The following is an 18,627-nucleotide window of genomic DNA, read 5'->3' on the forward strand; positions in this document are numbered from 1 at the left end:
TAGCGCATGCGGCCAACCTTGTGTCTGTGTCAGGCCTTGGCGGCGGCCACCAGCTTGGCCGGAATGCCGCCGATGGAACCGGCGCCCATGGTGATCACCACGTCGCCATCGCGCGCCATGTCGCTGATGGTCTGTTGCATGTCGGCGATCTGCTCGACAAACAGCGGTTCCACCTTGCCGCCCACGCGCACCGCGCGCGCCAGTGCGCGGCCGTCGGCGGCCACGATCGGCGCCTCGCCGGCGGCATACACCTCGGCCAGCAGCAGCGCATCCACGGTGGACAGCACCTTGACGAAATCTTCGAACAGGTCGCGGGTGCGGCTGTAGCGGTGCGGCTGGAACGCCAGCACCAGGCGCTTTTCCGGGAAAGCACCGCGTACCGCGGCCAGCGTGGCGGCCATTTCCACCGGGTGGTGACCGTAATCGTCGATCAGGGTGTAGCTGCCGCCATCCTTGGCCGGCAGTTCGCCATAGCGCTGGAAGCGGCGGCCGACGCCGGCAAACTCGGCCAGCCCTTGCTGGATGGCGGCCACATCGGCACCGCATTCCAGACCGATGGCGGTGGCGGCCAGCGCGTTCAGCACGTTGTGGCGGCCCGGCATGTTCAGCGTCAGCGGGAAGCGCAGCCCCTCGCCTTTCACCACCACGTCGAAGTGCATGCGGCCGGCGTCGGCCACCACGTTCTCGGCGTAGATGTCGGCGCTGTCGTCCAGGCCGTAGGTGGTGACCGGCTTTTTCAGCGCCGGCACGATGCTGCGCACATGCTCGTCGTCCACACACAGCACCGCGCGGCCGTAGAACGGCAGCCGATGCACGAAGTCGATGAACGCCTGCTTCAGCTTGTCGAAGCTGTGCTCGTAGGTGTCCATGTGGTCGGCGTCGATATTGGTGATCACCGCCATCACCGGCTGCAGGTGCAGGAAGGAGGCATCGGACTCGTCGGCCTCGGCCACCAGATATTCGCCGCTGCCCAGGCGGGCATTGGTACCGGCAGCGGTGAGCTTGCCGCCGATCACGAAGGTCGGATCCAGGTTGGCCGCACCCAATACCGAGGCGGTCAGGCTGGTGGTGGTGGTCTTGCCGTGGGTACCGGCAATGGCGATGCCCTGCTTGAAGCGCATCAGCTCGGCCAGCATCATCGCGCGCGGAATCACCGGGATGTGACGCGCCTGCGCTTCCATCACTTCCGGGTTGTCCGCCTTCACTGCGGTAGAGGTCACCACCACGTCGGCGCCCTGGATATAGGTAGCATCGTGACCGAAGTGGATGCGCGCACCCTGCTCGGTCAGCCGCTTGGTGGCGGCGTTGTCGGCCATGTCGGAACCGGACACGGTGTAGCCCAGGTTCAGCAGCACCTCGGCGATGCCGCACATGCCGACGCCGCCGATGCCGACAAAGTGAATGTGTTTGACTCGATGTTTCATTGTGTCTTCTCTTGCTCGGGTCCCGTCGGGTCCCTGTCCTATTCGCTATCCGCCAGCACCTGGCACAGATCGGCCACCTTGGCCGCCGCGGCCGGTTTGGCCAGCGTGCGCGCCTGTGCGGCCATCTGCAGCAGCTGCGGGCGGGTAAGACCCGCCAGCAGGGTTGCCAGTTGCTGCGGGTTCATATCTTTTTGCGGCAGGTGAATCGCCGCGCCATTGGCCGCCATCCACGCCGCGTTATCGCGCTGGTGCGAGGTGGTGGACACCACCAGCGGCACCAGGATGCTGGGCACGCCGGCGGCGCACAGTTCACTGACGGTGATCGCGCCGGCACGGCACAGGATCACATCGCACTCGGCCAGCAGCGCCCCCATATTGTCGATGAAGGGCAGCAGCGTGACGTCGCGGCCAACCTTCAGTCCGGCAGCGGCATACGCCTGCTGCACGGCTTCGAAATTCTTGTCGCCGGTCTGGTGCGTCAACAGCGGCCGCGCCTCGGCCGGCATCGCCGCCAATGCCTGCGGCAGGGTGTCGTTCAGCACGCGGGCGCCCAGGCTGCCGCCCACCACCAGCACACGCAGCGGGCCAGTACGGCCGGCAAAACGTTCGGCCGGCGGCGTCATCTGCTCGATCTCTGCGCGCACCGGGTTGCCGGTGACCACCGCCTTCTTCAGCCTGGCGGCATCGCCATCGAAACCGCAGGCCAGGTGGTCGGCAAACGGCAGCAGCGCCTTGTTACTCAGCAGCAGGCCGGCATCGGCATTCACCATCACCAGCGGCTTCCACAGCAATGCGGCGGCGAGGCCGGTGGGCAGGCAGACATAGCCGCCCATGCCCAGCACCACGTCCGGGCGATGGCGGAACATCAGTTGCAGGCTCTGCACGAAGGCCACGCCCAGTTGCAGCACACCCTTCAGCGAGCCGAACAGCCCTTTGCCGCGCACGCCGTGGAACGGCAGCCGCACCAGCGGAAAACCGGTCGGCGGCACCAGCTTGTTTTCCATGCCGCGCTCGGTGCCGACCCACACCACATCCCAGCCACGACCTTGCAGTTCGCGTGCCACGGCAATGCCGGGGACGATGTGTCCACCCGTGCCTGCTGCCATCACCATGACCGTACGCTTTGCCATCTTTGTCTTCTCTACCGTGGGCCTTGCCCGTTGTTTCCGGTGCCTGCGGCCAACGTTGGCCGCGGGATTACATCTTTAAAAACTGACTGCCTGCTTTTCTGTGCCGTGACACAGCGTTAAACCTTAAAACCCAACTTCGGTTTTTCCTTCGCGACTATCGCCGCTCGGACAAACAGGCGCTCACTCGCTACGCTCGCGCTCCTTGTGGAGCGATGCAGTGCTTCAAACTTTGAAGCCCCGCATCAAGCGCCTGTTTTCAAAATCCACGCGCAACAGCACCGCCAGCGAGGCCAGGTTGCACAGCATGGCCGAGCCGCCGAACGACATCAGCGGCAGCGTCAACCCCTTGGTCGGCAGCAAACCCATGTTCACGCCGACGTTGAAAAAGGTCTGGATGCCCAGCCAGATGCCGATGCCCTGCGCCACCAGCGCCGGGTAGTAACGCTCCAGCTTTTTCGCTTCCACGCCGATGTGGAAAGCGCGGCGCACGATCCAGGCATACAGCCCCAGCACAACACAGATGCCGATAAAACCGAATTCTTCCGAAATCACCGCCATGATGAAGTCGGTATGCGCCTCCGGCAGGTAGAACAACTTCTCCACGCTGCCGCCCAGCCCCACGCCCCACCACTCGCCACGGCCGATGGCGATCAGCGAGTGGCTGAGCTGATAGCCCTTGCCATACGGGTCGTCCCACGGGTCGAGGAAGCCCAGCACCCGCTTCAGCCGATACGGCGAGGTGATGATCAGCAGCGCAATCGCCACCACCGCCATCGCCGCCAGGCCGGCAAAGATGCGCAGATTGATACCGCCCAAAAACACGATGCCCATGGTGATGCTCATCACCACCATCAGCGCGCCGAAGTCCGGCTCCAGCAGCAGCAGCATGGCCACGAACACGATGGCCACCAGGATCGGCAAGAAGCCCTGGCGGAAGCTATGCAGCTTGGCCGCCTTGCGTACGGTGTAATCGGCGGCGTAGATCGCTGCGGCCAACTTCATCACTTCCGACGGCTGCAGATTCAACACCAGCAGGTTGATCCAGCGCCGCGAACCATTCACCACCTTGCCGATGCCCGGAATCAGCACCAGCACCAGCAGAAACCCCGCCAGCAGGAAAAACTTGCCCGCGTACTGCTGCCAGATGCTGGTCGGCACCTGGAAGGTGATGTAGGCGCCTACCAGGCCAATGGTCATGAAGATCATGTGGCGGAACAGGTAGAAGTAGCGGTTGTTGGTGGCCGGATCGGCCTCGGCATAAGCAATCGACGCCGAATACACCATCACCAGGCTGATCGACAGCAGCAGCGCAATCGCCCACATCAGCGCTTCGTCGAGCGCAGTGATGGCGGTTACCGTAGAGCGCTGGCCGAGGCTGACCATCAGCGTGGCTCCTCTGCCTGGATCGCCGCCACGGTGTCGATGAACACCTGGGCGCGGTGCGCGTAGTTCTTGAACATGTCCAGGCTGGCGCAGGCCGGCGACAGCAACACCACGTCACCGGTTTGCGCCAGCTTGGCGGCGGCGCGGGTGGCGTCTTCCAGCGTGGCGCAGTTGGAGAGCGGCACGCCGCAGCCGGCCAGTGCGCTGCGGATGGCCGGCGCATCGCGGCCGATCAGCACCACGGCGCGGGCGATGCGCGCGCAGGCCGGCGCCAGTGGCGCGAAATCCTGGCCCTTGCCGTCACCGCCGGCGATCAGCACCACCTTGCGGGTCATGCCGTTCAGTGCCGCTTCGGTGGCGCCGACATTGGTGCCCTTGGAGTCGTCGATGAACATTACGCCGCCGAATTCGGCAACGAATTCCACCCGGTGCGCCAGGCCACGGAAGGTTTTCAGCGCCGGCAGCAGTTGCCCGCGGTCGATGCCGATGGCCTCGCACAGCGCCAGTGCCGCCAGCGCGTTGGCCGCATTGTGCAAGCCCTGCAGCTGCATCTCGGCGCTGTCGAAAACCGGCAGGCCGGCGATGGTAAGCAGGCAACGGTCAGCCGTCTGTTGCAATGCGTAATCGGTATCGTCGCGCAGCGAGAACCAGCGTACCTGGCGACCGGCACGCACCATGGCGCGGCAGAACATGTCGTCGCGATTGAGCACCTGCACGCCATCGCCGCTGAAGATGGCGGTCTTGCTGTGCGCGTAGTCGAGCAGGTCGTGGTAACGGTCGAGGTGATCCTCGGAGATGTTCAGCACCGTGGCGGCATCGGCACGCAGGCTGGTGGTGGTGTCCAGCTGGAAGCTGGACAACTCGATCACGTACACAGCCGGCTGCTGGCCGCTGGCCTCGCGCTCGGACAGCGCAGCCAGTACCGGCAGGCCGATATTGCCGCACACCACGGTGTCCAGCCCGGCGCTCTGGCACAGGTGGCCGACCAGGCTGGTGACGGTGCTCTTGCCGTTGGAACCGGTAATGGCGATCACCTTGCTGCCGTTGCCGGCGATGGCGCGGCAGAACAGCTCCACGTCGCCCACCACCTCGCCGCCACAGGCGGCGAAGGCGGCGATGGCCGGGGTGCGGATGCTGACCCCCGGGCTGACCATCAGCATGTCGGCGTCGGCAAAGGTGGCGTCGCTGAACGCGCCCAGGCGCAGCGGCACCCCCAGCTCGGCGGCCACGTTGGCCGCATTGGCCGGCTGCTCACGGCTGTCGGCGATGGTGACGCGCGCACCATGCGCCAGCAGCCAGCGCGCGGCGGAGACACCGGTGTCGCCCAGGCCGATAACGATGATGTGGCGGTTGTCGAAGCGCATCACGCAGTCCTTAACGCAGTTTCAGGGTGGCCAGACCGGCCAGCACCAGCATCATGGTAACAATCCAGAAGCGCACCACCACCTGGGTTTCCTTCCAGCCTTTGAGTTCATAGTGGTGATGCAGCGGCGCCATGCGGAACACGCGCTTGCCTGTGAGCTTGAACGAACCGACCTGGATCATCACCGACAGCGCTTCCATCACGAACAGGCCGCCCATGATCAGCAGCACGATTTCCTGGCGCACGATCACCGCCACGGTACCCAGCGCGGCGCCCAGCGCCAGCGCGCCGACGTCACCCATGAATACCTGCGCCGGATAGGCGTTGAACCACAGGAAGCCGAGGCAGGCGCCGCAGATGGCGGCACAGAACACCACCACCTCGTGCGCCCCCGGCACGAACGGCATGCCCAGGTATTTGGAGAACACCGCGTGGCCGGCGACGTAGGCGAAGATGGACAGGCCGGCGGCCACCAGCACCACCGGCAGCGCGGCGAGGCCGTCCAGACCGTCGGTGAGGTTCACCGAGTTGGAGGTGCCGACGATCACGAAATAAGTCAGCACGCAGAAGCCGATGCCGCCCAGCGGATACACGATGTTCTTGAAGAACGGCACGATGAACTCGGTGGATGCCGGCAGCTTGGCAGTGGTGATCAGAAACACGCCGGCAGCGATGGCCAGCGTGGATTGCCACGCCATCTTGAAGCGGGCGGATACCCCGTTCGGGTCCTTGTACACCACCTTGCGCCAGTCATCGTAGAAACCCAGCGCACCGGTGCCCAGCGTTACCGCCAGCAGCAGCCAGACATACAGATTGGACAGGTCGGCCCACAGCAGCGTGGTCACCGTCATCGCCAGCAGGATCAGCGTACCGCCCATGGTGGGGGTGCCGGTTTTTACCAGATGCGTCTGCGGACCATCCTTGCGCACCGCCTGGCCGACTTTCAGCTCGGTGAGCTTGGCGATCACCCACGGCCCCATCCACAGCGAGATGCCCAGCGAGGTCAGCGCCGCCATCACCGCGCGCAGGGTGACGTAGTTCAGTACATTGAAAGCGCGAATGTGTTCGCGCAGCAGATCGGCCAGCAGTAGCAGCACGTTTAATCCTTCCCGTGTTCTTGTTGTGGTGTTTGCAGGTGTTGCACCACCCGCTCCATGCGCATGAAGCGCGAGCCCTTCACCAGCACGGTACTGTCGCTGGTGACTTGCTGATCCAGCACGGCGAGCAAGGCCGGCAGATCGTCGAAATACTGTGCGCCGGCGCCATAGGCGTTGGCCGCATGGCGGCTCAGCTCGCCCAGGCACAGCAGCTGCTCGATGCCGCGGGCGCGAGCATGCGCGCCCACTTCGGCGTGCAGTTGCGGCGCGGTGTCACCCAGCTCGCCGATCTGCCCCATCACGAAGATGCGCGGCGCCGGGTAGGCAGCCAGCACGTCGATACCGGCCTTCATCGAATCCGGATTGGCGTTGTAGCTGTCGTCGATCACGCTAGCGCCGCAGGCGGCCTGCTTCAGCTGCAGCCGGCCCTTGATGCCGGCAAAGGCGGCCAGCCCGGCGGCGATGGCAGCCAGCGGCACCTCCAGCGCCAGCGCCACGGCGGCAGCGGCCAGTGCGTTGCGCACATTGTGTTCGCCGGCAGCCGGCAGCTCGATGGCCTGCTCGCCTTGCGGGCAAACCAGGGTGAAACAGTTGCCGGTCGCGCTGGCGACGATGTCGCGGGCGCTGACGTTGGCCGCAGCGCTCAGGCCGAAGCGCAGCTGGCGATGCTGGCCGGCGGCAGCGGCGAAGATCGCCTGCTGCGCGTCGTCGGCATTGATGATGGCGACGCCGTCAGCACTCAGCCCTTCGAAGATTTCGCTCTTGGCGCGGGCGATGTCGGCAGTGCTGTCGAAGCCGCCGCCCAGATGCGCGCGCATGGCATTGTTGACCAGCGCCACCTGCGGCCGGGTCAGCCCGCTCAGGTAGCGGATCTCGCCAAAGTGGTTCATGCCCATCTCGATCACCGCGTAGCGGTGCGCCGGGCGCAGCGCCAGCAGTGTCAGCGGCAGGCCGATATCGTTGTTGAAGTTGCCGGCGGTGGCGTGCACCGCGGTGTCGCCGACGTGGGCGCGCAGGATGGCGGCCACCATTTCCTTGACCGTGGTCTTGCCGTTGGAGCCGGTGATGCCGATGCGCTGCACGTTCAGCCGCGCGCACCAGGCTGCGGCCAAGGTGCCCAGCGCCAGCCGGGTATCGTCGACGCGGATCACACTGCCGCCAGCCGGCGCAAAGTCGCGGCGCACCAGCGCGAAGGCGCCTTTGGCCAGCACTTCCGGCACGAAGTCATGCGCGTCGAAATTGTCGCCCTTCAGTGCCACGAACAGGTCGCCGGCCTGTACCGCGCGGCTATCGGTGACCACGCGCAGGAACTCGGCATCGCTGCCGAGCAGTTCGCCGGACAGCAGGCGGGCGGCATCAGCCAGCATCAGCATGCGCGGCCCCCCAGGCGGTGAGTGCGTCTTCGGCAACGCGAAAATCGGAGAACGGGTGCTTCACCCCGGCGATGTCTTGGTATTCCTCGTGGCCCTTGCCGGCGATCAGCACCACGTCGCCGACGCGCGCCTGCAGCACCGCCCAGTGGATGGCGGCGGCGCGGTCGATTTCGACATGGCCTGCGGCCTGCATGCCGGCCACGATGTCGCTGATGATGGCCTGCGGGTCTTCGCTGCGCGGGTTGTCGCTGGTGACCACCGCCACGTCGGCGATGCGCTCGGCGATGCCACCCATGATCGGGCGCTTGCCCTTGTCGCGGTCGCCGCCGCAGCCGAACACGCAGAACAGCTTGCTGCCGGCCGGGCGGATATCCGACAGCGTGGCCAGTGCCTTGTCCAGCGCATCCGGGGTATGGGCGTAATCCACCACCACCAGCGGCTCCAGGCTGCTGCCGATGCGCTGCATGCGGCCGCGTGCCGGCTGGATCTTGCCCAGCACGCGGGCGGCGTCGTCCAGTGCCACACCGTTGGCGCACAGCACCGCGAGGCAGGCCAGCATGTTGGCCGCATTGAAGCGTCCCAGCAGCGGGCTCTTGATGTCGGCATCGCCCCACGGCGTGGTAACGGTGAGCTGCAGGCCGTCCAGGTTGGCCGCCAGGCTCAGCGGGCGCACATCGCCCTGCTCCAGGCCGTAGGTGATGACCTGGGTATGCGCGGCATCGATGCCGGCCGCCAGGGTGCGACCAAACTCATCGTCGGCATTGATCACCGCATGCTGCAGCCCCTGCCAGTGGAACAGCTTGGCCTTGGAGGCGCCGTACTGTTCCATGCTACCGTGGTAGTCGAGATGGTCGCGGGTCAGGTTGGTAAACACCGCGCTGCGGAACGCCACACCGTTGACACGGAACTGGTCCAGGCCGTGGCTGGACACTTCCATGCTCACCACGCTGGCGCCCTGACGGCGGTATTCCGCCAGCTTCTGCTGCACGGTGATCGGGTCCGGCGTGGTGTGCGTGGTCTGGGTCAGTTCGCCGTAGAAGCCATTGCCCACGGTGCCGATCAGCGCCGCCTTCTCGCCCAGCAAGGCATAGGCCTGCGCCAGCCAGTGCGAAATCGAGGTCTTGCCATTGGTGCCGGTGATGCCGACCACCGCCATATCGCGGCTGGGATAGCCATAGACATGCGCGGCCACGATGCCTGCATTGGCGCGCAGATTGGCCACTGGCAGATTGGGTACCTGCCAGGCTGGGCTCCACTGGAAGCCGTCGGCATCGTCCCACAGCACTGCGGCGGCGCCTTTTTCCAGCGCGGCGGCGATAAAATCGCGGCCATCGCTGTATTCGCCACGACAGGCCAGGAACAGGTCGCCCGGCAGCACGCGGCGGCTGTCGGTCTCGACGCGGCTCACGGCAACGCCAAGACCCTGCAGTACCGCAGGGTCCCAGTCCGGCAAGTTGATCAGGCTGCTTTTCATGTTTCTTCCCGCACTTCCGAAATCTGCTGTTCCGGAATCAGTGTGTTATTGGAGGGAGCGTCAGGCTCTACCCCCAGAATGCGCAAGCTGCCGGCCATGATGTTGGAGAAGGCCGGGCCGGACACGGTGCCACCGTAGTAGCCGCCGATAGAGGGTTCGTCGATCATCACCGCCACGATCAGGCGCGGGTTGGTGGCCGGGGCAAAGCCGACAAACAGGCCGATGTGCTTGTCCGAGGCGTAGCGGCCGCCCACCAGTTTGCGTGCGGTACCGGATTTGCCGGCCACGTGGTAGCCCAGTACCTGGGCACGCACCGCGGTACCGCCTTCTTCGGTCACGGCGATCATCATCTGGCGCATCTTGCGCGCGGTGTCTTCCTTCACCACCTGCCGTCCCGGGTTGGGCACCGCCAGCTTGGTGAACGACAGCGGCAGTAGCGCACCGCCGTGGGTAAAGATGGTGTAGGCACGCGCCAGCTGCAGCAGGCTCACCGTCACGCCATAACCGAACGACATGGTGGCCTGCTCGATCGGGCGCCAGCCCTGCCAGTCACGCAGGCGACCGGAGCTTTCGCCGGGGAAGCCGGACTGCGGACTGATGCCGAAGCCGCTCTGGCGGTAGAAGGTCCACATCTGCTCCGGCGAGAACATCGCCGCGATCTTGGACGAGCCGACGTTGGACGATTTCTGGATGATGCCGGACACGGTCAGGGACGGATTCGGGTGCGAATCGCGCACCGTGGCCGGGCCGATCATGTAGGGCCGGGTATCAAACCAGGTATCCGGAGTGATGCGGCCGGCGTCGATGCCCATCGCCACGGTGAACGGCTTCATGGTGGAGCCCGGCTCGAACATGTCCACCACCGCGCGGTTGCGGCGCATTTCCGGCTCCAGCACCGCCCGGTTGTTGGGGTTGTACGACGGGGTATTGGCCAGCGCCAGCACCTCGCCAGTCTGCGCGTCCAGCACCACCACGCCGCCGGCCTTGGCCTTGAACGCCTCGGTGGCCGCCGACAGCTCGCGGAATGCCAGATACTGGATGCGCTTGTCGATGGACAGCGCCAGGGTCTGGCCGTCACGCGGCGGCTCGATGGCAGCGACGTCTTCAATGATGTGACCGCGACGGTCTTTCAACACGGTACGGCTGCCGGCCTTGCCGGCCAGCATTTTCTCGCGGGTCAGCTCCAGGCCTTCCTGGCCCTTGCCATCCACCCCGGTAAAGCCGATCACGTGCGACAGCATCTCGCCGGCCGGGTAGTAGCGACGGTATTCCTGCTGTTTGGCAATGCCCGGAATGCCCAGCGCCATCACCTGCTGTGCCAGCTGCGGGCTGATCTGGCGCTTGAGATAAACGAATTCGCGTTTCTTGTCGGCAAATTTCTGCTGCAATTCGGCTTGCGGCAGCTCCAGCAGGCGCGACAATGCGGCCAACTTGGCTGCCGGTACCGGGCTCATGTCCACCGGGCTGGCCCAGATCGACTGCACCGGGGTGCTGATCGCCAGCGGCTCGCCGTTGCGGTCGGTAATCACACCACGGTTGGCTTCCAGCACCAGCGCGCGGCGGAAACGCGCCTCGCCCTGGTTCAGCAGGAAGTCCTGTTGTACCACCTGCAGGTAGATCGCCCGCGACAACAGCGCCAGCAGCAGCAGACCCAGCAATACCTGCACCACGGCCACACGGCCGGGCGCCAACCGCATATGCGGCTTGACGGTATTGCGGATCGGCGGCGAATAGACGCGGCTCATCGCACCCCCTCCGGCGTAATCACGTACACCTGGCGCTGGCTGGGCGTCAGCATGCCCAGGCGAGTGGACGCCGATTTTTCGATCAGCGCATGCGCGCCCCAGGTACTTTGCTCCAGCAGCAGCTGGCCATACTCCACATCCAGCTGGCGCGACAGCTTCTGCTGTTTTTCCAGCTCGTTGTACAGGCGACGTGACAGATGCTGCGAGGTCACCACCGACATCGCGCACCCGATCACAGCCACCAGCAAGGCGGCATTGAGCTTGTTAATGCTCACGCCGCCCCCTTCCATTCGCCGGCGGTACGCTCGGCCACACGCATGATGGCGCTGCGCGCGCGCGGGTTGGCCGCCACCTCTTCCGCACTGCAGCGGATGGCTTTGCCCACCGACTTGATCGCCGCCTCGGCGATGTCGGCGGCGCGCACCGGCACCCACGACGGCAGGGTGTCGGTGGTGCTGGCATCGCGAATGAAGTTCTTGACGATGCGGTCTTCCAGCGAGTGGAAGCTGATCACCGCCAGACGCCCGCCCAGCGCCAGATGCGACACCACCTGCGGCAGCACCGCCTTCAGTTCATCCAGCTCGCGGTTGATGAAAATCCTTATCGCCTGGAAGGTTCGCGTCGCGGGGTCCTGACCTGGTTCCCGAGTGCGGACGTTTTTCCCAACGAGCAGGGCGAGCTCACGCGTCGTCTCGAGGGGACGCTCAGCCCTTTGCGCAACAATGGCTGCTGCGATCTTGCGAGCAAACCGCTCTTCACCATAAGTCTTGATTACCTCTGCAATGTCGGCCTCGTCGGCAGTCGCCAGCCAGTCGGCTGCGGTGATGCCGCGAGTGGTGTCCATGCGCATGTCCAGCGGCGCATCGAAACGAAAACTGAAGCCGCGACGACCATCGTCGATCTGCGGCGAAGAAATACCCAGGTCCATCAGCACGCCATCCACCTGAGCCACATGCAATGCGGCCAACTCGGTGGCGAAGGTCTCGAAACCGTTGTGCACGATGGTGAAGCGCGGATCTTCCGCCGCCAGCGCGCTGGCCACGGCGATGGCTTCCGGGTCTTTGTCGAAAGCGATTAGCCGACCCTGCGGCCCCAGCTGGGACAGGATCAACCGGCTATGGCCGCCGCGCCCGAAGGTGCAATCGACGTAAACGCCATCCGGACGAATGGCGAGGGCCGCAACGGCCTCATCGAGTAGCACCGTGCGGTGAACAAAAACTGCGTCGGTCAAAGCGTGAAATCTCCAAGGTGCTGCGCAAGGTCAGCAGGATCAATGTCGAGTGCCGCCGTGGTCTGGTTGTCCCAACCGGCGGCATCCCACAGTTCAAAGCGGTTGCCCATACCCACCAGTGCCACGTCCTTGTCCAGCCGGGTCAGCTCGCGCAGACGGGCGGGCAGCAGGATACGGCCGGCAGAATCCATTTCCAGCGTCTCGGCGTGTCCAAGCACCAGGCGCTGATAGCTTTTGAGCGTGGGGTTGCCGCTGGGCAAGGCCAGCAGGCGCTGCTCGACGGGCTTCCAGTTGGGTTCGGGGTAGATCAGCAGGTGATCGGAGGATTCGAGGGTAACGACAAGCTTGTGGCCGAAAGCGGACAGCAGTGTCTCGCGGTGCCTGGCCGGAATGGCCAGACGCCCCTTGGCATCAAGAGAGACAAGACTTACGCCGCCGATCATTTTGTTTGGACACTTCGCCTAGAAGTTAGGGGCCGTCGCCCCACAATTACCCACTTCACCCCACTTTTCGCCACTATAGGGAAACGGTTTTACCCGGTCAACATCGAAAAGTGCTAATTAGCCTTTGGCGACAATGACTTATCGGATTGTTTCAAATGAGAAATTCAGACAAATCAGCGGCTTACGGAAACAACCCTAGAATGGATGTCAACTCATGCTATTGGCACGATTGGTCACAGCCAAAAAAGCAGCGGCGCACCGCCTGGGTGCGCCGCCCTGTGCCACGTTACAACCGGATCAGGCCAGTTTCTGCTTCAGAATCTCTTGCACCTGCGCCGGATTGGCCTTGCCCTTGGACGCCTTCATCACCTGACCGGCCAGCGCGTTGAGCGCTTTTTCCTTGCCGGCGCGGAACTCTTCCACCGCCTTGGGGTTGGCCGCGATGGCTTCTTCCACCATCTTCTCGATGGCACCGACATCCGACACCTGCTTCAGACCGTCGCGCTCGATGATGGCATCGGCGGAGAGGTCGCTCTCCCACAATGCATCAAACACCTGCTTGGCCAGCTTGTTGGACAGCGTGCCATCGGCAACGCGGACAATCAGCCCGGACAGGCGCTCCACCGAGATCGGGCAGGCACTGATGTCCAGCCCTTCGCGATTCAGTCGTGCCGCCACTTCGCCGCCCAGCCAGTTGGCCGCCAGCTTGCCCTGACCGGTGGCCTTGGTCACCGCCTCGAAGTACTGCGCCAGCGCCAGACTGGACGTCAGCAGCGCGCCGTCGTAAGCCGACACGCCGTATTGCTCGGCAAAACGCGCCTTCATCTGCCCCGGCAGTTCCGGCATGTCACCGCGGATGCGGGCAATCTGCTCGTCACTGATGCGCACCGGCAGCAGGTCCGGGTCCGGGAAGTAGCGGTAATCGTGCGCGTCTTCCTTGCTGCGCATCATGCGGGTTTCGCCGCTGTCCGGATCGAACAGCACGGTGGCCTGCTGGATCTTGCCGCCGTCCTCGATGGTGTCGATCTGCCACTGGATCTCGTACTTGATCGCCTGCTCCAGGAAGCGGAACGAGTTCAGGTTCTTGATCTCGCGGCGGGTGCCGAATTCGGCTTGGCCGAACGGACGCACCGACACGTTGGCATCCACACGGAAGCTGCCTTCCTGCATATTGCCGTCGCAGATGCCCAGCCAGGTCACTAGGGTATGCAGCGTCTTGGCGTAGGCCACCGCCTCTTCCGGCGAACGCATATCCGGCTCGGACACCACCTCTAGCAGCGGCGTACCGGCGCGATTGAGGTCGATGCCGGTCATGCCATGGAAGTCTTCATGCAGCGATTTGCCGGCATCTTCTTCCATGTGCGCACGGGTAACGCGGATCACCTTTTCCTCGTCGCCCACCAGAATCGCCAGCTTGCCGTGCTCGACAATCGGCAGCTCCATCTGGCTGATCTGATAGCCCTTGGGCAGGTCGGGGTAGAAGTAGTTTTTGCGCGCGAACACGTTCTTCTGGTTGATGCTGGCGTCCAGCGCCAGCCCCAGGCGAATGGCTTTGTCCACCACCGCCTTGTTCATCACCGGCAGCACGCCGGGCAATGCCAGCTCCACCAGCGAGGCCTGGGTGTTCGGCTCGGCGCCGAAGGCAGTGCTGGCGCCGGAGAAAATCTTGGACACGGTGTTGAGCTGCACATGCACCTCAAGACCGATAACGACTTCCCATTTCATGGTTGGAAAATCCTTTTTCTGTTCAGAAGGTTGGCCGCATGCGGCCAACCTTTACATTAATCGCGATTAGCGCGTGTTCACGATCTCGCGAGCTAGAGCGAGACAAGGCGAAAACGACTGAGGAAGCAGAGTTGACATTGAGTCAATGAGCATTCCGAAAGCGTTTTCAACGCTGTATCGCCGACGCGCAGCAGATCGTGAACAGGCGCTTACAGCGCCGGAGCGCGGGTATGCCAGTCAGTCGCCTGCTGGAACTGGTGCGCCACGTTCAGCATGCGCGCCTCGCCGAAATAGTTGCCGATGATCTGCAGCCCCACCGGGCGACCGTTGTCGCTGAAGCCGGCTGGTACGCTCATCGCCGGCAGGCCGGCCAGGTTCACCGACAGGGTGTAAATGTCCGACAGGTACATCTGCACCGGGTCGCCGGACTTCTCGCCCAGATTGAAAGCGGCGGTCGGCGCCACCGGCCCCAGGATCACGTCGCAACTGGCGAACGCGGCCTTGAAGTCGTCGGCGATCAGGCGACGGATCTTCTGCGCCTTGATGTAGTAGGCATCGTAGTAACCGTGGCTCAATACATAGGTACCCACCATGATGCGGCGCTTCACCTCGCTGCCGAAACCTTCGGCGCGGGTCTTCTCGTACATGTCCACCAGGTCCTTGTACTCGCTGGCGCGGTGGCCGTAGCGCACACCGTCGAAGCGCGACAGGTTGGCGGAGGCTTCCGCCGGGGCGATCACGTAGTAGGCCGGAATCGACAGCTGGGTGTTGGGCAGACTCACTTCCACCACTTCGGCGCCCAGCTTTTTCAGCTCGGCGACGGCGTTGTCGATGATGCGGCCAACGTCGCCGGCCAGACCGGCGGCACAGTATTCGCGCGGCAAACCAACGCGCAGGCCGGCCAGCGGCTGCACCAGATCACGGCTGTAGTCTTCCTTGGCGCGCTCCAAACTGGTGGAGTCGCGCTCGTCGAAGCCGGCTATCACGTTCAGCATCAGCGCGCAGTCCTCGGCGGTCTGCGCCATCACCCCGCCCTGATCCAGCGAGCTGGCGTAGGCCACCATGCCGAAGCGCGACACCACGCCGTAGGTGGGCTTGATGCCGGTGACGCCGCAATGGCTGGCCGGCTGGCGAATGGAACCGCCGGTATCGGTGGCGGTGGCCACCGGCGCCAGGCGTGCTGCCACCGCGGCGGCGGAGCCACCGGAGGAGCCGCCCGGAATGGCGTGCAGGTCCCACGGGTTTTTCACGGCGCCGTAGAAGCTGTTTTCGTTGGAGGAGCCCATGGCGAACTCGTCCATATTGGCGCGGCCCAGCGTTACCAGACCGGCGGCCTGACACTGCTCGACCACATGCGCGCTGTACGGGGCGATGAAGTTGTCCAGCATCTTCGAGCCGCAGCTGGTCTTCCAGCCCTGCTGGCAGAAGATGTCCTTGTGCGCGATGGGCACACCGGTAAGCGCACCGGCATTGCCGGCGGCGCGGCGCGCATCGGCGGCAGCGGCCTCGGCCAGCGTCTTGGCGCGGTCGACGGTGATGAAGGCGTTCAGCTGCGGATTGAGCGCATCGATGCGGTCGAGATAGGCAGTAGCCAGCTCGACGGCGCTGAGCTGGCCGGCGGCCAGTTGCGCGGAAAGCTGTTTCAGCGTGGCGTTAATCATTGCGTGTTGATTTCCGTCCGGAATGACATAAGCGCATGGCTGGTGCCATGCGGAACGGCCAGGGTTGGCCGCGTTATTCGATAACCTTGGGCACCAGGAACAGGCCTTTTTCCACCTGCGGCGCCACCGCCTGGCAAGCTTCGCGGCGGTTCGGCTCGGTGACGACGTCGTCGCGCAGTCGCAGGCTTACATCCTGCGGGTGCGCCATCGGTTCGATGCCATCGGTGTCGACGGCCTGCATCTGTTCGATCAGGCCCAGAATATTGTTCAGCTGCTTGCCGACGGCCTCGATTTCGGCGTCGGTTACAGCGATGCGGGACAAACGCGCAATCCGCGCAACATCCTCATGAGTCAGCGACATGACACCCTCGTCAAAACCTTTAATAATTCAAGCGTTGTAGGGTATCATAACTGGTTTGATTCACCCAAGAACACAAGGCCATTGCGCAGGGCCGCCGGGCGGGTTTCTCACGCTGTAACGCCTGTTGAACCTTTCGCCTGCAAGATGACCAAACCGCCACCGGGCTTGCCGGGCGTCCATAGCGCCCGCGCCACCAAAAATCTTTTCAGGATCGCCACATGTTTCGTTCGCTCACCGGCTACTTTTCCAATGATCTGGCCATCGACCTCGGCACGGCCAACACCCTGATCTACATGCGCGGCAAAGGGATCGTGCTTGATGAGCCGTCGGTGGTTGCCATTCACAGCGATGCGCCCACCAACAAGAAATCCATCCTGGCCGTCGGCCTGGAAGCCAAGAAAATGCTGGGCCGCACCCCGGGCAGCATTCAAGCCATCCGCCCGATGAAGGACGGCGTGATCGCCGACTTCACCGTGACCGAACAGATGCTGAAGCAGTTCATCAAGAAGGTCACCCCGAACCGCTTCTTCGCCGCCAGCCCGCGCATCGTGATCTGCGTACCGTGCGGTTCCACCCAAGTGGAACGCCGTGCGATCAAGGATTCGGCACTGGCCGCCGGCGCGCGCCGTGTCGAGCTGATCGAAGAGCCGATGGCAGCCGCCATCGGCGCCGGTCTGCCGGTGGAAGACCCGACCGGTTCCATGGTGGTGGACATAGGTGGTGGCACCACCGAAGTGGGCGTGATTTCGCTGGGCGGCGTGGTGTACTCCAACTCTGTACGCGTCGGTGGCGACAAGTTTGATGAAGCCATCATCAACTACATCCGTCGCAACTACGGCATGCTGATCGGCGAAACCACCGCCGAAGAAATCAAGAAAACCATTGGTTCCGCCTTCCCGGGCACCGAAGTGAAGGAAATGGAAGTCAAGGGTCGCAATCTGGCCGAAGGCATTCCGCGCGCCTTCACCGTGTCCAGCAACGAGATCCTGGAAGCACTAACCGAGCCGCTGAACCAGATCGTGTCCGCCGTGAAAATCGCACTGGAACAGACCCCGCCGGAACTGGGCGCCGACATCGCCGACAAGGGCATGGTGCTGACCGGTGGTGGCGCACTGCTGAAGGACATCGACCGCCTGCTGGCCGAAGAAACCGGTCTGCCGGTATTCGTGGCCGAAGAACCGCTGACCTGCGTGGTACGCGGCTCCGGCAAGGCGCTGGACAAGATGGACAAGGTTGGCACCATCTTCACCAACGTTCCCTAACCGCTACTCCTGAGGCACCGTCCGGTCACGGGCGGTGCGCGGTCGCATGAACTTCGCCAATTCTCCGAGCTTCGCCAACCAGGGCCTGAGTCCCGGTGCGCGCCTGATCCTGTGCGTGCTCGCCTCGCTGGCCCTGCTGGTGGGCGACAGCCATTTCGGCCTGATGGATCGCGCCCGCGACGCCATCTCGGTGCTGCTGTACCCGGTACAGCGCGCCGTCAACCTGCCGCTGGCCGCCGGTCGTCATATCGGCGACTTTTTTGTGACCCAGGCCGAGCTGAAACAGGAAAACGACCGCCTGCGCAGTCTGGAGCTGGCGCAATCCGGCCGCCTGATGCGGCTGCAGATGCTGGAGCGCGAACTGGCGCAGCTGAAGGCGCTGAACCAGCTCAAGGCCGGCCGCAGCGACGGCGGCCAACTGGCGGAGGTGCTGTACACCGCGCGCGACCCGTTCAGCTACAAGATCATCATCGACAAGGGCATGGATGCCGGCGTCAAGGCCGGGTTGCCGGTGATCGACGAGCAGGGGCTGATCGGCCAGATCACCCGCGTACAGCCGCTGACATCGGAAATCACGTTGATCGTCAACAAGAACCAGATGGTGCCAGTGGTCAACCTGCGCACCGGCCAGCGCACGCTGCTGTACGGTTATGGCGGTGGCGTGGAAGTGCGCTACCTGTCCTCCGGCTCCGACATCCGCCCGGGCGACCAGCTGGTCACCTCCGGCATCGATGGCCTGTACCAGGACGGCATCCCGGTGGCCCGCGTTACCCATGTCGATCGTCCGGCCGGCGCCGCCTTTGCCCGCGTGCTGTGCCAGAGCGTGGCCGGGGTACAGTCCAGCCGCTATGTGCTGGTGCTACCGACACGCTCGGCAGTGCCGCCGGCACCGCTGCCGGAACCGGAACCAAGCGTCAAAAAGAAAAAAACCACTGACGAGGATGCTGGCTAGACC

16 protein-coding genes are annotated in these 18,627 nt (G+C 64.3%); 2 read left to right on the plus strand and 14 right to left on the minus strand.

The features are described 5' to 3' along the window. Positions 1-29 precede the first annotated feature (29 nt). The 14 genes from murC to gatC all read right to left on the minus strand — a co-directional run bounded on the left by murC (position 30) and on the right by gatC (position 16,410). Positions 30-1,424, minus strand: a complete 1,395-nt coding sequence (murC, locus tag ABNW52_RS11060; protein ID WP_349587574.1) for a UDP-N-acetylmuramate--L-alanine ligase — start codon at positions 1,422-1,424, stop codon at positions 30-32. Positions 1,425-1,462: 38 nt separating this feature from the next. Beyond that, entirely contained in the window at positions 1,463-2,554 is a 1,092-nt protein-coding gene (murG, locus tag ABNW52_RS11065; protein ID WP_349587577.1) for an undecaprenyldiphospho-muramoylpentapeptide beta-N-acetylglucosaminyltransferase, read from the minus strand. A gap of 222 nt (positions 2,555-2,776) precedes the next feature. Then, positions 2,777-3,937, minus strand: coding sequence for a putative lipid II flippase FtsW (gene ftsW / locus ABNW52_RS11070; RefSeq protein WP_349587579.1), 1,161 nt, complete (start codon positions 3,935-3,937; stop codon positions 2,777-2,779). Next, positions 3,937-5,301 (minus strand): UDP-N-acetylmuramoyl-L-alanine--D-glutamate ligase, encoded by a 1,365-nt coding sequence (gene murD, locus ABNW52_RS11075; protein WP_349587582.1) that lies wholly within the window; start codon positions 5,299-5,301, stop codon positions 3,937-3,939. The genes ftsW and murD overlap by 1 nt, the downstream gene beginning before the upstream one ends. A 10-nt stretch (positions 5,302-5,311) precedes the next feature. After that, positions 5,312-6,394 carry a phospho-N-acetylmuramoyl-pentapeptide-transferase gene (gene mraY, locus ABNW52_RS11080; RefSeq protein ID WP_386107799.1) on the minus strand — a complete coding sequence of 361 codons (1,083 nt, stop codon included), beginning with the start codon at positions 6,392-6,394 and terminating at the stop codon, positions 5,312-5,314. A 5-nt stretch (positions 6,395-6,399) separates the two neighbouring features. Continuing rightward, positions 6,400-7,770: a UDP-N-acetylmuramoyl-tripeptide--D-alanyl-D-alanine ligase gene (locus tag ABNW52_RS11085; protein WP_349587587.1), complete on the minus strand. Its 1,371-nt coding sequence runs from the start codon at positions 7,768-7,770 to the stop codon at positions 6,400-6,402. Continuing rightward, the gene (locus tag ABNW52_RS11090; protein WP_349587590.1) at positions 7,754-9,244 is read right to left on the minus strand and encodes a UDP-N-acetylmuramoyl-L-alanyl-D-glutamate--2,6-diaminopimelate ligase; all 1,491 of its coding nucleotides are present in this window, start codon (positions 9,242-9,244) and stop codon (positions 7,754-7,756) included. Before ABNW52_RS11090 ends, ABNW52_RS11085 begins: the two co-directional genes overlap by 17 nt. Then, the gene (locus ABNW52_RS11095; protein WP_349587592.1) at positions 9,241-10,989 is read right to left on the minus strand and encodes a peptidoglycan D,D-transpeptidase FtsI family protein; all 1,749 of its coding nucleotides are present in this window, start codon (positions 10,987-10,989) and stop codon (positions 9,241-9,243) included. The genes ABNW52_RS11090 and ABNW52_RS11095 overlap by 4 nt, the downstream gene beginning before the upstream one ends. Beyond that, on the minus strand, positions 10,986-11,264 hold the full coding sequence (gene ftsL, locus ABNW52_RS11100) for a cell division protein FtsL (protein WP_349587595.1): 279 nt from the start codon (positions 11,262-11,264) through the stop codon (positions 10,986-10,988). The genes ABNW52_RS11095 and ftsL overlap by 4 nt, the downstream gene beginning before the upstream one ends. Beyond that, the gene (rsmH, locus tag ABNW52_RS11105) at positions 11,261-12,220 is read right to left on the minus strand and encodes a 16S rRNA (cytosine(1402)-N(4))-methyltransferase RsmH (RefSeq protein WP_349587599.1); all 960 of its coding nucleotides are present in this window, start codon (positions 12,218-12,220) and stop codon (positions 11,261-11,263) included. Before rsmH ends, ftsL begins: the two co-directional genes overlap by 4 nt. Then, complete coding sequence (gene mraZ / locus ABNW52_RS11110; protein ID WP_349587602.1) at positions 12,217-12,663, minus strand: division/cell wall cluster transcriptional repressor MraZ; 447 nt, start codon at positions 12,661-12,663, stop codon at positions 12,217-12,219. Before mraZ ends, rsmH begins: the two co-directional genes overlap by 4 nt. 297 nt (positions 12,664-12,960) lie before the next feature. After that, the gene (gene gatB / locus ABNW52_RS11115) at positions 12,961-14,388 is read right to left on the minus strand and encodes an Asp-tRNA(Asn)/Glu-tRNA(Gln) amidotransferase subunit GatB (protein ID WP_349587604.1); all 1,428 of its coding nucleotides are present in this window, start codon (positions 14,386-14,388) and stop codon (positions 12,961-12,963) included. A 209-nt stretch (positions 14,389-14,597) separates the two neighbouring features. Then, positions 14,598-16,049, minus strand: a complete 1,452-nt coding sequence (gene gatA, locus ABNW52_RS11120; protein WP_349587605.1) for an Asp-tRNA(Asn)/Glu-tRNA(Gln) amidotransferase subunit GatA — start codon at positions 16,047-16,049, stop codon at positions 14,598-14,600. Positions 16,050-16,122: 73 nt separating this feature from the next. Further along, complete coding sequence (gene gatC / locus ABNW52_RS11125) at positions 16,123-16,410, minus strand: Asp-tRNA(Asn)/Glu-tRNA(Gln) amidotransferase subunit GatC (protein ID WP_349587608.1); 288 nt, start codon at positions 16,408-16,410, stop codon at positions 16,123-16,125. Positions 16,411-16,628: 218 nt separating this feature from the next. On the opposite strand from gatC, the gene ABNW52_RS11130 reads away from it, so the two are divergent. After that, a complete protein-coding gene (locus ABNW52_RS11130; RefSeq protein ID WP_349587610.1) occupies positions 16,629-17,672 on the plus strand; it encodes a rod shape-determining protein in 1,044 nt (347 codons plus the stop codon). Between the two features lie 46 nt (positions 17,673-17,718). Further along, positions 17,719-18,624, plus strand: a complete 906-nt coding sequence (gene mreC / locus ABNW52_RS11135; RefSeq protein ID WP_349587613.1) for a rod shape-determining protein MreC — start codon at positions 17,719-17,721, stop codon at positions 18,622-18,624. The last annotated feature ends 3 nt before the right edge of the window (positions 18,625-18,627 follow it).

Origin of the sequence: Vogesella oryzagri, assembly GCF_040148885.1 — a bacterium.
Taxonomy (GTDB): Bacteria; Pseudomonadota; Gammaproteobacteria; order Burkholderiales; family Chromobacteriaceae; genus Vogesella; species Vogesella oryzagri.